Below are 12,558 nucleotides of genomic sequence, written 5' to 3' on the forward strand. Positions count from 1 at the left end.
GGCGGGGCTTCAGGCGGCGAAATCCGCCTGTGCCTGCTGGATCAGGCGGCCGCCGGACGCGCGTACCCAGAAATTTCCGTCGGTCTTGCCGCATAGGGCAAAATCTTCGCCGTCGAACAATGGGGCGGCCCCGCGGAATACAAAGCGCTTGAGCTTGGCGCCGCTCGCGCGCTCGGCAAAGCCCTGCAGCAAGGTTGCCAGCAACGGCCCGTGCACGATGAGGCCTGGATAGGCTTCGACTTGCGTTGCGTAAGCACGGTCGTAATGGATGCGATGGCCGTTGAAGGTGACGGCCGAATAGCGGAACAGGAGTACGGCATCGGCGCGCATGTCCTGCGCCCAGTCTTCGTCGATGGGAGCGGGTACCGCAGCCGCCGGCGGGCCGATATCGCGATAGACGATGTCGTGCGTCTCTTCGAGGCATAGCGTGCCGTCCACATCGATCGCATGATCGACTGCGACGAACACGAGATCGCCGGTGCGCCCGCGTTTGCGCACCACGCTGCGGATCGTGGAGCGGCGCGTGGCCGCGGCACCGACCGGGATGGATGCGTGAAAGCGCAGATCCCCGCCCGCCCACATGCGCCGCTGCAGCGAAATCGGCGGCAGAAAACCGCCGCGCGCTGGGTGCCCGTCGGGCCCCAATGTCGAAGCCTTGGCGGCCCCATTGAAAAACGCCCAATGCCAGCCCGGCGGCAGAATATCGGCGGGCGCATCGCGGTCGAGACAGGCGGCAAGTTCGGCCACGCGCGTCGCGTCGATCTGCGCTTCGCGCGTCTCCGTGCGGCCGATCCAATCCGTCTCGTTCATGCGAACTCCGCGCGCAAGGCGGCGTTGTGCTGGCCCAAGGCGGGGACGGCGCGCAACTTCCGATCGCGCACGCCGTCCACGATCGGCGGCGGGGCCGGGAGTGCGACGGGCCCCGCCGGCGTTTCGACGGCCACGCGCCGCAATTGCGGATGAGCCGAGAAGTGCTCGACGTCGTTGACCTCGCCGAACGCGATCTTGGCACGGTCGAGCAAAACGACGAGCTCGGCGCGCGTGTGTTTGGCGAAAAACGCGGCGATGTGGGCGTCGAGTGCTTCGCGATTCGTCACGCGCAGAATGTTCGTAGCAAACTGCGGCAGCGAGGTTTCGCCGAGTACGCCCGCGCAGAAATCGCGCCATTCGCGATCGTTTTGGATCGAGATCAGAATCGCCGCCCCGTCCGACGTGGCAAATGCGCTGTAGGGGGCGACGGACGGATGTTTGAGCCCCACACGCGTGGGCGCTTTGCCGGCATAGTCGAAATGCAGCAATGGCACTGCCATCCAATCGGCCATGCCGTCGAACAGCGACACTTCGATCGTGGCCCCCTCGCCCGTGCGGCCGCGCCGGATCAAGGCTTCGAGAACCGCTTGGTGCGCGTACATGCCGGCCGCAATGTCGCAAACCGACACGCCGACGCGTGCGGGCGCATCCGCGCTGCCGGTAATCGAGGCCAAACCCGTTTCGGCCTGCACCAGCATGTCGTAGCTCTTGCGCTGCGCATACGGCCCGTCGGCCCCGTAACCGGAGACATCGACGCAGATGAGCTTGGGATAAAGTTTGCGCAACTCGGCACTGCCGAAGCCGGCGCGTGCGGCGGCTCCCGGCATCAGGTTCTGCACGAACACGTCGGCCTTGGCCAACATGCGATGCAGCAGCGCCGCATCATCCGCGTTTTTGATGTCGGCGACCAGCGACTCCTTACCGCGATTGAGCCACACGAAATAGCTCGCCTGGCCCTTGACGGCCGCATCGTAGGCGCGCGCGAAGTCGCCTTCGGGCCGCTCGATCTTGACCACGCGCGCGCCCGCATCCGCCAAGCGCGACGTGCAATAGGGGGCCGCCACCGCCTGCTCGAGTGCTAGTACAAAAATTCCGTCGAGAGCGCCGTCTGATTTAGGCGTGGGCATCAGAACGACCTCGGCAAACCAAGCACATGCTCGGCAATGTAGGACAGCACGAGATTGGTCGAGATGGGTGCGACTTGGTAGAGCCGCGTTTCGCGGAATTTGCGCTCGACGTCGTATTCCTCCGCAAAGCCGAAGCCGCCATGCGTCTGCAGGCACGCTTCGCCCGCCTGCCACGACGCGTCGGCCGCCAGCATCTTGGCCATGTTGGCTTCCGCCCCACAAGGTTCGCCCGCCTCGTAGCGCCGAATCGCTTCATGCACCATCAATTCGGCGCTGCGCATCGCGGCATAGGCTTTGGCGATCGGGAACTGCACGCCTTGGTTCTGGCCTATCGGGCGGCCGAACACGCGCCGCGATTTGGCGTAAGCCGCCGCCGTATCGACAAACCAGCGCGCGTCGCCGATGCATTCGGCGGCGATCAGAATGCGCTCGGCATTCATGCCGTCGAGAATGTAGCGAAAGCCTTTTCCCTCAGTGCCGATGCGATTTTCGATCGGGATTTCGACATTGTCGAAAAACACTTCGGTCGTCGCGTGGTTCAGCATCGCGCGCAGCGGCCGGATCGACAGGCCCTTGGCGCCGCGCATGTCGAGTACGAAGACGGAAAGCCCGTCGGTCTTTTTGGCCCCTGCGTTTTTGGAAGCGGCGTCTTTGGGTGCCGTGCGCGCGAGCAACAGCATCAGGTCCGAATGTTCGGCGCGGCTCGTCCACACTTTTTGGCCGTTGACGACATAGATGTCGCCGCGTCGCTCGGCCGTGGTGCGGATGGCCGAGGTATCGCTGCCCGCATCGGGCTCGGTCACGCCGAAGGCCTGCAGGCGCAAGGCGCCCGACGCGATGCCCGGCAAATAGCGCTGCTTTTGCGCGTCGCTGCCGTGCCGCAAGATCGTGCCCATCGTGTACATCTGCGCGTGGCACGCAGCCCCGTTGGCGCCGCTGCCATGGATCTCTTCGAGGATCGCGGCGGCGGCCGAGAGCGGCAGACCCGCACCGCCGTATTCTTCGGGGATCAAGGCCGCCAGCATGCCGCTGTCGGTCAATGCTTTCACGAACGCCGTCGGATATTCGCGCGCACGGTCGCGGTCGCGCCAATAGCTTCCGGGAAAATCGCGGCAGAGCGCCTGGACGCTGGCCCGGATTTCGTCGTGTCGCGCAATCATCCCGCTGCCCGTTTGCGCAGATCGGCCAGCAGATCGGCCGGCACTTTGATGCCGTCTTTGGCCGCTTTCGCGCGCAAGGCAAGGCGCCTTGCACCCGGCAGGCGCGTGCCCGACTGGCCGAGCACCGCCCCCAGCAACGTCTCGACGCGCGCGGCAAACGCTGCGCCCGCCAGCCTTGCGGGATCGATCAGCATCAGCAATTGGCCCACGCGCGGCGGCGGGCCTTTGGCGTCGAAAAACGAGCTCGCCTCGAAACCGAAATGCGACGCGGTCAACGCGGCCGACAGCAATTCGACCATCAGCACGAGGGCGGCACCCTTGGCGTCGCCCAGCGGCAGCATCGTGCCCGCGAGCGCTTGTTTTGCGTCGGTCGTGGGCTGGCCTGAAGGATCGAGTGCCCAGCCTTCCGGGATCGCATCGCCCTTCTGCGCTGCGACCATGATCTTGCCGCGCGCGACTTTGGACAAAGACAGATCGATCACCAATGGCGGCTGGCCCTGCCGAGGGCAGGCAAACGCGATCGGGTTGGTGCCGAAGAGCGGCTTCGACCCGCCCCAGGGTGCGATCGCCGCCGGCGAATTGCCGAACAGCAACGCCACAAGCCCGTGCTTGGCCGCCGCTTCGACATGCAAGCCCGCAGCCCCGAAATGGTGCGAGTTGGCAATGCCGACCGCAACCGTGCCGGCGGTCTTTGCCATTTCGGCTGCGCGCGCGATCGCCGCTTCTATGGCCGGGTACGCAAACCCATCTTTCGCGTCGACCAACAATGTGCCGGGGGCCGTTGCGGTCAATGTGGGCACGGCATGGCCATCGACTTTGCCTACTTTGGCTTGATCGGCATAGGCGGCCACACGCGACAGACCGTGGCTCGCCAGCCCATCGGCCTCGGCTGCGATCAACGCGTCGGCGACCGAAGCGGCATTGGCGGGCGAGGTGTTCGCGGCAACGAGTGCGGCAACCGCGATCCGATGCGCTTCGGCCAAGGCGATGGTTTCGCTCATTTGCGACCCTTGATCCCGAGTTTCTGCAAAGCGCCGCGCACATTGGCGACGGTCACCGACGAGACGCGCACATTGCCCTCGGCCGTCACGCCCGCAATATGCGGCGTGAGCCACAAGCGCGGCACGCCCTCCAGCACCGAGCCCGCTTTGAGCGGCTCCTGGTCGAATACGTCGAGCAAGGCGCCGCCCAAGGCGCCGGCCTTGAGGGCAGCGGCCAACGCCGCCTCGTCGATGATGCCGCCACGCGCGGTGTTGATCACGAGGGCCGTCGGCTTCATCGCCTTGAGGCGCTTGGCATCGAGCAGATTGCGCGTCTGCGGCGTCAACGGCACATGCAGCGACACGACGTCGCTCGAGGCGCACAGCGTATCGATGTCGGCTACGCGCGCCACACCGTATTGCGCCCACGCCGGATCGTCGGGCTTCAAGATCGGATCGTAGGCGACGATTTCCATGTCGAGCGCTTTGGCGCGGCTCGCCACCGCGCGCGCGATGCCGCCGAAGCCGACGAGGCCCAAGCGCTTGCCCATCGCTTCGCCGAGCATCAGATCGTTGCGCGGCCATTTGCCGGCGAGTACGGCGTCGTTGGCTTTCCACACGTCGCGCAAGCCCACGAGGATTGCGGCTATCACGTATTCGGCGACCGACACGGTGTTGGCCCCGGTCGCAGGGAAAACCTGGATGCCGCGCCGCGCACATTCGTCCATGTCGATATTGTCGAGACCCACGCCCAAGCGGCCGATGACTTTTAGATTTTTCATTGCGGCCAGCACGGGGCCGCGCACTTGGGTGCGGTTGCGCACGATGATGGCGGGGCTGTCGGCAGCCAGCCGCGCCAATTCGTCGAGATTGTCGACGAGCTTGGGATCGTAATGCACGGAATAGTCCCGGGCGAGATCGTCCACCGCCCATTGGTCCACGAATTCGGTCACGACGATGTCGGTCATGTCACATCTGCTCCATGTATTCGGCCGGATCGACGATTGCGTCGATGACCGTGAATTTGCGCGCTTTGAGCGCTTGGTCGAAGGCCGCTTCGAACGCAGCAAGGCTTTCGACGCGCACGCCGACGGCGCCGCAAGCTTGCGCCACCTGGTCGAAGCGCGGGCCTGCGAAATCCACCGCGCGCTGTGCCATCTGCATTTTTGCTTGCTTAAGTTTGATCAGCGACAGGGCGCCGTCGTTCAGCACGACGACGATGATCGGCAGATCGAGCTCGGCCGCGAGCGGCAACTCGCCCAGCGTCATCAGCATGCAGCCGTCGCCGACCAAGGCCACGACCGGCGCTTGCGGATCGGCCAACTGCGCGCCGATAGCGGCGGGTACGGCATAGCCCATGCAGCACAAACCGTTCGACTGCATAAGCTGACCCGGCGCTTGGGCCGCGATCGCATGGCTTGCCAAGATGCGATGCGCCCCCACATCGACCGTCATGCGCCAGGAAGGCGTCACGCGATCCGACACGGCTTTGAACAAAGCGGCCGGCGATATGCCTGTGGCAGGCTCGCGCGGGCGCACGATGTGCGCCACGTCCGCGCGGCATGCGGCCAGCATCTCGGGCGCCCAGGCAGGCGTGCTGGCGGCGGTCAATTGCGCCAGCATCGTCGGCAAATCGCCGTAGCATTCTTGGCCGAGCGGGAAGATGCGGTGGTTGAGCGGCCCCCAATCGAGCGCCACGACTTCGACCGCCGATCCCCACGCATCGACCCACGCGTCGCGCAGTTCAATCGGATCGAAACCGACGCAGACGATGAGATCGGCGGCGGCCAGCAGTTTGAGATTGGCCGCATCGACGATCGGCGACAGGCCGACAGCACCCACGCACAAAGCATGTTTGTCGCTAACCACACCCTTGGCTTTGTAGGTCGCGAAAAACGGCATGTGACGCGCTTCGAGGAAGGCTTGCAGCGCTTGCGGCACGCGCTCGGCCAACGCCCCGCGTCCAATGAGCGCCAACGGTCGCTTGGCAGCGGCGAGTTTCGCACGCAATTCGGCGGCGACCGCATCGGCGAGGCCGGTGCGCGCGATCCGCGCAGGGCGCGGCTCGGCCGCCTCTTTGCTGTCTTGGCGGCCGAGATCGGCGGGCACGTTCAGCATCACGGGGCCGGCGGGATAGCTCGTCGCAATGTCCAGCGCCCGCGCCAGATGCTGGGCGGGGCGTGCGGCATTGAGATGTGCGGCGTATTTGACGACCGGTGTGGCGAGTGCAACGTGGTCGAAAGCTTGGTGGTTGTAGATCTGCGCGTTCGCCGTCGCCATCTCGCCGGTCAGCACCGCAATGGGCGAACGTTCCATCAATGCGCCCGCAAGCCCCGCCGTTGCGTTCGCAATGCCGGGGCCCAGGGCCGGGATCAGCACTTGCGGCTTGCCGGTGATTTGCGCCACGGCATCGGCCATGAAGGCCGCCGCCGGTTCGGACTTCGCGAGCACGAAGCGAATGCCAGCCTCTTCGCAGGCGCGCACCGTTTCGAGCACGTCGTTGCCGGGAATGCCGAACGCAAAAGAAGCGCCCCACGCTTTCAGCGTGCGGGCAAGACGGTCGGCGACTTTCATTCTGCAGCCTCGGCTTCGAGTAAGGTTTGGCCCGGCCGCACGCGCGTGAAGGCGACGGGGGAAGTCGTCACTTGCGCGCGGCCGCCCGCGAGTGTCGCAAGCGTATAGCGCGAAGCGGCAAGATCGCCCGCTGCCGGGTGGTCGGCGCGGAAATGGGCACCCCGGCTGTCGTCGCGTGCGGCGGCGGCGGCACGGATCGTTTTCGACACGGCGACGAGATTTTTGAGATTGAGCCAATCGGCCCAGGTGAGATTGAACGCGCGGTCGCCGTCGGCAACACCGGCCGCATCGAGGCTTGCATCGAATTCGTCGAGTGCGGTTTCGGCGCGCGCAAGGCCGCGCGCGTCGCGCACGATGCCGACATCGTTCCACATCGTCTCGAACAGCTTCTCGCGGATCGCTTCGAGGTCGACCGGCTTGCGGCCGAACGGTGCGACGGCTTCGGCAATCGCGGCCGCGATCGCGGCTTCGTCGGCGTCGCGCAACGCGGCCCCTGCGCGCACGTATTTCGCCATGCTTGCACCGGCAAGCCCGCCGAACACAGTCGAGTTCGCGACACCGTTGCCGCCAAGGCGGTTGGCACCATGCACGCCGCCCGTGTCTTCGCCGGCCGCGAACAGGCCCGGCAGTGCGGTCGTGCAGTCGGGTGCGAACGGCAAACCGCCCATCATGTAGTGCGCCGTGGGCACGACCTCGACGCGGTCGCCCGCGAGGTCGAAGCCGCAATCGGCACAGCGCTCGACCATGCCTTTGAATTGGCGGCGCACATTTGCGGGGCCGAGATGGCGCATCTCGAGATAGACACCGCCCAGATCCGTACCGCGCCCTTTGGCGATCGTGTCGAAGATCGCCCGGCTCACCACGTCGCGCGTGGCGCGCTCGGCCTTGGGATCGTATTCGGCCATAAAGCGCCTGCCGTCGCGGTCCGTGAGCCAACCGCCCGCACCGCGCAAACCTTCTTCGAGCACGGTGCCGGTCATGCGGGTGTCGGGCCCGGCCAGCAGCCCCGTCGGGTGGAACTGCACCATCTCCATGTCGCGCAACGGCAGCCCCGCGCGCAGCGCCATCGCCATGCCGTCGCAGGCTTTGTCGCCCGAGGGTGTGTGGTATTTATACATGGTCGGGCCGCCGCCGGTGGCGAGCAGCACGGCTTTCGCGCGCACGAACACGAAGGATCCTGCGCGCATGTCCAGCATCAATACGCCGGACAAGGCCGACCCGTCCGGTGTTTTGACAAGCGCCAATGCGCGGTGTTCTTCAAGCCTTGCAATGCCGCGCGCCCAAACCTGTTCCGCCAAGCGATTGACGATCTCGATGCCGGTCAAATCGCCCTTGTGCACCGTGCGGTCGAAGGTTTGGCCGGCAAAGGCCTTCTGGTGCACGGTGCCGTCGGGATTGCGGTCGAAGAAACAGCCGAGCTCATTCTCGAGCTCGCGGATGCGCACTTGCGCTTCGTGCACCAGCAGCCAGGCGAGATCCTGGTCGTTGAGCCATTTGCCGCCCTCGATCGTGTCCATGAAATGGCGCACGGCACTGTCGCCTTTGGCGAGCGCGACGTTGTAGCCGCCCTGGACCATGCGCGTGCACCCGCTCTTGCCGAGCAGGCCCTTGACCGCGATCGTTATGTCGAGCGCAGGATTGGCCTTGTGCGCATGCAAGGCCGCAAACAGCCCGGCCCCGCCTGCACCCAGGATCAAAATGTCGGTGTCGATGCGCTTCACGCTTTCACCCCGAGTGCCGCCAAGGCCGCCGCACGCCGATCTTCGGCCGTGGCGCGCACCGTGTCGTAAAGCGAGTTGCCGTGGCTGTCCATCGCGACCAAGAGCGGCCCGAATCCCTTGATCTTGAAATGCCACAGGCTCTCGGGATTGAGATCGTCGAAATCGACGTCGACGATGCGCTCGATCCACGTCGTCTCGAGGGCGGCCGTGCCGCCGATGATCGCAAGATAGACCCCGCCAAGCTCGGCGAATGCGGCAAGCGAAGCTTCGCGCAAACCGCCTTTGCCCACGACGATGCGCACGCCGTATTCGGCCATCAAAGGCCGCGTAAAGCGCTCCATGCGGTCGGACGTGGTGGTGCCGACGCACACGGGCGCGTAGCCCGCGGGCGCTTCGTTCGAGATCGGCACTTTGCGCACGTTGGGGGCCGTGTGGATCACGGCATGGCCGCGCAAATCGAAGCGCGTGCGCCGGCCGCGGTCGAACATGTGGATCTGCGTCGCGTCGCGGATGCCGAAAAGATCGCTTTCGAGCGTGACCGTATCGCCCGCGCGCAATCTGCGGATATCGGCTTCGCTTGCGGGCATGGGCAGCGTGTGATGGGCCATGGCGGCTAGAACCCGATCGCGAGCCCGTCGGGCGAGAAGGTCGCACTCGCCCGGCGCGCGGAATGGCATTGGATGTTGACGGCCACGGGATTCATCGTGATGTGCGTTGCCGCCGTTTCGACATGCACGGCAAAGGCCGTCGAATCGCCGCCGAGCCCTTGCGGCCCGATGCCCAGCGTGTTGACGGCCGCCGACAGCAGCTTCTCGAGCTTGGCCCCTTCGGGATCGCTGCACACCGAGCCAAGCGGGCGCGTGGCCGCGATCTTGGCGATGTGCATGCACAGATCCGACGTGCCCCCGATGCCGACTCCCACGATGGTCGGCGGACAGACCTTGCCGCCCGCTTCCATCACGCGGTCGATCACGAACGTCTTGATGCCGTCGATCCCGTCGGCCGGGATCAGCATTTTGAGGAACGAGCCGTTCTCCGAGCCCGAGCCTTTCGGGATCATTTCGAGGCGCAGCGTGCGCGGCCGATCCACGAAATCGATATGGATCACCGGCACGCGAATGCCCGACGACGTATGCAGATTGACGCGGCTCAGCGGGTGCACGACCGACGAGCGCAGCGGATATTCGCGCGTAGCGCGGGCAACGCCGCGCCCGATCGCCTCTTTGAGCGCGAAGCCGTCGATCGCCACCTCCTGGCCGATCTCGACATTGAAGATCGGAATGCCGGTGTCTTGGCACAGAAGATTGTCGGTGCGCTCGGCCACGCCGATATTCTCGATCATCGTCGCGAGCACGGCTTTGGCCGTGTGGCCGGTTTCGGCCGCGTCGAGTTTCGTGAAACCGGCTTTGATGTCGTCGGGCAGCACTTTGAGCGCGCGGATATAGAGATACTTCGCCGCCTCTTCGATCGCGGCAATATCGACGGCGAACGCGCTCACCGCTGCATGCCCCAGCGGCGCACCGTGCGCGCTTCGATGGCGCGGAAGATGACGCCCTCGACGAACAGCCCGATCACGATGACGGTGAGCAGGCCTGCGAACACGTTGGCGGTCTCAAGCAGATTGCGGTTCTCGAAAATATACCAGCCGAGCCCGCCCGAGCGCGCCGACACGCCGAATACCAGTTCGGCCGCGATCAGCGTGCGCCAGGCGAACGCCCAGCCGATCTTGAGCCCCGCCAGGATCGACGGGAACGCAGCCGGGATCAGGATCGCCATCACGTAGCGTACGCCGGTGAGGCCGTAATTCTGCCCCGCCATGCGCAGCGTGTCGCTGACCGATTTGAAGCCCGTATGCGTGTTGAGCGCGACTGCCCAAAGGACCGAATGCACGATCACGAACACGAGCGAGGGAAGGCCGAGCCCGAACCACAGCAACGCAAGCGGCAGCAAAGCGATCGCCGGCAGCGGGTTGAACATGGCCGTGAGCGTGGAGAGCAGATCGTTGCCGAAGCGCGTGGAGACCGCGAGCGTAGTGAACACAGCCGCAAGGGCGAGGCCGCATCCGTAGCCGATCAGCAGCACCTGCAAGGTGGTGAGCATGCGCCCGAACAGCGGGCCTTTGGCGAAGGCCAGGTAGAACGCCTCGACCACTTCGCTGAAAGGCGGGAACATCAGCGGATTGTTGAGGTAACGCGCATAGAGTTCCCACGCGATCGCCAAACTCGCAACGACCACAAACCGCCGCACGCCGGTCACGTTCCAGATGCGCTCGAACATCGACAGCGGGCGTTGCACCTCGCCGAACTGCGCGGCGGCAACGTCCGTCACTTCGTATTCGGGGCGCACATGCGGCGCGATCTTGTCGGCTTTACCCATGCGCGTCGGCCTCCACGGGTTCGACCGCTTCGGCAAACAGCATGTCGTGGATGCGGCGCTGCAGCGCTTGGAACTCGACCCCGCCTTGCGTCGTATGGTCGAACTGGTGGCAGTTGAGCTCGGCCTTCACGCGGCCCGGATGCGGCGACAGCACGAGGATGCGGCTGCCGACGACGATCGCTTCTTCGATCGAATGCGTGACGAACAGCACCGTGAAGCGCACGTCGTCCCACAATTCGAGCAGCTCTTCTTGCATCTTGCGCCGCGTGAGTGCGTCCAGCGCCGCGTAGGGTTCGTCCATCAGCAGAATATCCGGCTCCATCGCCATCGCGCGCGCGATGGCCACGCGCTGCTTCATGCCGCCCGACAGCATGTGCGGATAGACATCGATGAATTTCGTGAGATTGACCTTGGCGATGAAGTCGCGCGCGCGCTCGGCCGCCTGGGCCCGGTTCCATTTGCCGGCACACAGCATCGGGAACATCACGTTCTGGTGCACGGTCTTCCAGGGCAGCAGCTGGTCGAATTCCTGGAACACCATCATGCGGTCGGGGCCGGGCGCTTTCACCTCGCGGCCGTTGAGCGCGATGCGCCCTTCGACCGGCTGCATGAAGCCCGCCACCCCTTTGAGCAGCGTGGATTTGCCGCAGCCCGACGGCCCCAACAGCACGAAGCGGTCGCCGCGCTCGACCGCAAAGCTCACGCGCCACGTCGCCGTCACGAGATGTTCGGCGGTCTTGTACTGCAGCGTGACGCCACCGACCTTCAGGAGCGGTTCGGACATGGGCGTTCAGGACCCTTGTGCTGCGTGCAGTTCGGGGAAGAACATGTCCTTCCAGTCGGCGGGTGCTTCGCGGATCGTGCCGGTGCGCGCCATGAAGGTCGCGTATTTCATCGTGTTGTTGGGCACGGTCGTGAAGACGTGCTGCGGATCGTTTAGGAGCTGCATCACAAATTCTTTGGGCGGCGCACCGCGTTCGACGCGCGCATAGATGTCGGCGGCGAGGCTCTTGTCGCGGTTGATGAGCGCTTGCGCTTCGGCGAGTGCGGCCACGAACGCCGCATAGACGCGCGGGTTCTGCTCGCGCACGCGCGCGGTCGTCCACATGAAATTGAACGAGGCGGGCCCGCCCAGCACTTCGTAGTTGGTCAGCACGCGCGTCACGCGCGCATCCTGCAGCTGCTGGTTCTGGAACGGCGGCGAGCCAAAATGCGCCGTGATCTCGCTGCGGCCCGACATCATCGCGTTCATTGCGTCGGGGTGCGACATCGAGACGGTGATGTTGTCCAGCTTGGCGTGCTGGCCCATCCCGAACACGCGCTCGCATTCCATCTGCAGCGTGATCGCCTGGATCGACACGCGCACCGCCGGCAGGCCGATGCGGTCCTTGTCGGTGAAGTCGCGAACCGTCTTCACGGCCGGATTGACCGTGTTGAGATAGAGCGGCAGCGAATTGAGCGATCCCACGCCCCGCACATTGAGGCTGCCCTTGGTGCGCGCCCACAACACGATCATCGGCCCCACGCCGCCGCCCGCGAATTCAAGGCTGCCGGAAATCAGCGCGTCGTTGATGGGGGCACCGCCTGAAAACTGCAGCCAGTTTGTTTTGACCTCGAGGCCCGCGGCGCGCGCGTGCTTCTCGATCAGATTCTGGTCTTCCATCACCATTAGCGGCAGATAGGAGATCCCGAATTGTTTGGCGATGCGCACCTCGCGCACCTCGCTTTGGGCGCGCAAGATTTTGGGTGCGGCGACGAGCGACGCGGCACCCAGCAACACGGCACGGCGAGCAGGCATGATCGGCTTCAT

The 12,558-nt window shown here is 65.3% G+C and carries 12 protein-coding genes; all 12 read right to left on the bottom strand.

Features of this window, described 5'->3' with window-relative positions:
- Positions 1 to 9: 9 nt before the first annotated feature.
- From O9320_15610 to O9320_15665, 12 genes are read right to left on the bottom strand one after another with little or no spacing between them, the layout of a single operon-like run.
- Positions 10 to 810 (bottom strand): MaoC family dehydratase N-terminal domain-containing protein, encoded by an 801-nt coding sequence (locus tag O9320_15610; protein MCZ8312272.1) that lies wholly within the window; start codon positions 808 to 810, stop codon positions 10 to 12.
- Complete coding sequence (locus O9320_15615) at positions 807 to 1,937, bottom strand: CaiB/BaiF CoA-transferase family protein (protein MCZ8312273.1); 1,131 nt, start codon at positions 1,935 to 1,937, stop codon at positions 807 to 809. The genes O9320_15610 and O9320_15615 overlap by 4 nt, the downstream gene beginning before the upstream one ends.
- On the bottom strand, positions 1,937 to 3,097 hold the full coding sequence (locus tag O9320_15620) for an acyl-CoA/acyl-ACP dehydrogenase (GenBank protein ID MCZ8312274.1): 1,161 nt from the start codon (positions 3,095 to 3,097) through the stop codon (positions 1,937 to 1,939). Before O9320_15620 ends, O9320_15615 begins: the two co-directional genes overlap by 1 nt.
- Positions 3,094 to 4,098: an Ldh family oxidoreductase gene (locus O9320_15625; GenBank protein ID MCZ8312275.1), complete on the bottom strand. Its 1,005-nt coding sequence runs from the start codon at positions 4,096 to 4,098 to the stop codon at positions 3,094 to 3,096. Before O9320_15625 ends, O9320_15620 begins: the two co-directional genes overlap by 4 nt.
- Complete coding sequence (locus O9320_15630) at positions 4,095 to 5,045, bottom strand: hydroxyacid dehydrogenase (GenBank protein ID MCZ8312276.1); 951 nt, start codon at positions 5,043 to 5,045, stop codon at positions 4,095 to 4,097. The genes O9320_15625 and O9320_15630 overlap by 4 nt, the downstream gene beginning before the upstream one ends.
- A gap of 1 nt (position 5,046) precedes the next feature.
- Positions 5,047 to 6,651 (bottom strand): thiamine pyrophosphate-binding protein, encoded by a 1,605-nt coding sequence (locus tag O9320_15635; protein ID MCZ8312277.1) that lies wholly within the window; start codon positions 6,649 to 6,651, stop codon positions 5,047 to 5,049.
- The gene (locus tag O9320_15640; protein MCZ8312278.1) at positions 6,648 to 8,372 is read right to left on the bottom strand and encodes an FAD-binding protein; all 1,725 of its coding nucleotides are present in this window, start codon (positions 8,370 to 8,372) and stop codon (positions 6,648 to 6,650) included. Before O9320_15640 ends, O9320_15635 begins: the two co-directional genes overlap by 4 nt.
- The gene (locus O9320_15645) at positions 8,369 to 8,980 is read right to left on the bottom strand and encodes a fumarate hydratase C-terminal domain-containing protein (protein MCZ8312279.1); all 612 of its coding nucleotides are present in this window, start codon (positions 8,978 to 8,980) and stop codon (positions 8,369 to 8,371) included. The genes O9320_15640 and O9320_15645 overlap by 4 nt, the downstream gene beginning before the upstream one ends.
- Before the next feature lie 5 nt (positions 8,981 to 8,985).
- Positions 8,986 to 9,870: a fumarate hydratase gene (locus O9320_15650; GenBank protein ID MCZ8312280.1), complete on the bottom strand. Its 885-nt coding sequence runs from the start codon at positions 9,868 to 9,870 to the stop codon at positions 8,986 to 8,988.
- The gene (locus O9320_15655; protein ID MCZ8312281.1) at positions 9,867 to 10,748 is read right to left on the bottom strand and encodes an ABC transporter permease; all 882 of its coding nucleotides are present in this window, start codon (positions 10,746 to 10,748) and stop codon (positions 9,867 to 9,869) included. The genes O9320_15650 and O9320_15655 overlap by 4 nt, the downstream gene beginning before the upstream one ends.
- Entirely contained in the window at positions 10,741 to 11,532 is a 792-nt protein-coding gene (locus O9320_15660; GenBank protein ID MCZ8312282.1) for an ABC transporter ATP-binding protein, read from the bottom strand. Before O9320_15660 ends, O9320_15655 begins: the two co-directional genes overlap by 8 nt.
- 6 nt (positions 11,533 to 11,538) lie before the next feature.
- Complete coding sequence (locus O9320_15665; protein ID MCZ8312283.1) at positions 11,539 to 12,558, bottom strand: ABC transporter substrate-binding protein; 1,020 nt, start codon at positions 12,556 to 12,558, stop codon at positions 11,539 to 11,541.

Source organism: Magnetospirillum sp. (assembly GCA_027532905.1).
In the GTDB taxonomy this organism is placed as follows: domain Bacteria; phylum Pseudomonadota; class Alphaproteobacteria; order CACIAM-22H2; family CACIAM-22H2; genus Tagaea.

Coding starts and splice junctions, on each gene's coding strand:
- O9320_15610 (MCZ8312272.1), bottom strand. CDS start 810: ATGAACGAGACGGATTGGATCGGCCGCACGGAGACGCGCGAAGCGCAG.
- O9320_15615 (MCZ8312273.1), bottom strand. CDS start 1,937: ATGCCCACGCCTAAATCAGACGGCGCTCTCGACGGAATTTTTGTACTA.
- O9320_15620 (MCZ8312274.1), bottom strand. CDS start 3,097: ATGATTGCGCGACACGACGAAATCCGGGCCAGCGTCCAGGCGCTCTGC.
- O9320_15625 (MCZ8312275.1), bottom strand. CDS start 4,098: ATGAGCGAAACCATCGCCTTGGCCGAAGCGCATCGGATCGCGGTTGCC.
- O9320_15630 (MCZ8312276.1), bottom strand. CDS start 5,045: ATGACCGACATCGTCGTGACCGAATTCGTGGACCAATGGGCGGTGGAC.
- O9320_15635 (MCZ8312277.1), bottom strand. CDS start 6,651: ATGAAAGTCGCCGACCGTCTTGCCCGCACGCTGAAAGCGTGGGGCGCT.
- O9320_15645 (MCZ8312279.1), bottom strand. CDS start 8,980: ATGGCCCATCACACGCTGCCCATGCCCGCAAGCGAAGCCGATATCCGC.
- O9320_15655 (MCZ8312281.1), bottom strand. CDS start 10,748: ATGGGTAAAGCCGACAAGATCGCGCCGCATGTGCGCCCCGAATACGAA.
- O9320_15660 (MCZ8312282.1), bottom strand. CDS start 11,532: ATGTCCGAACCGCTCCTGAAGGTCGGTGGCGTCACGCTGCAGTACAAG.
- O9320_15665 (MCZ8312283.1), bottom strand. CDS start 12,558: ATGAAGCCGATCATGCCTGCTCGCCGTGCCGTGTTGCTGGGTGCCGCG.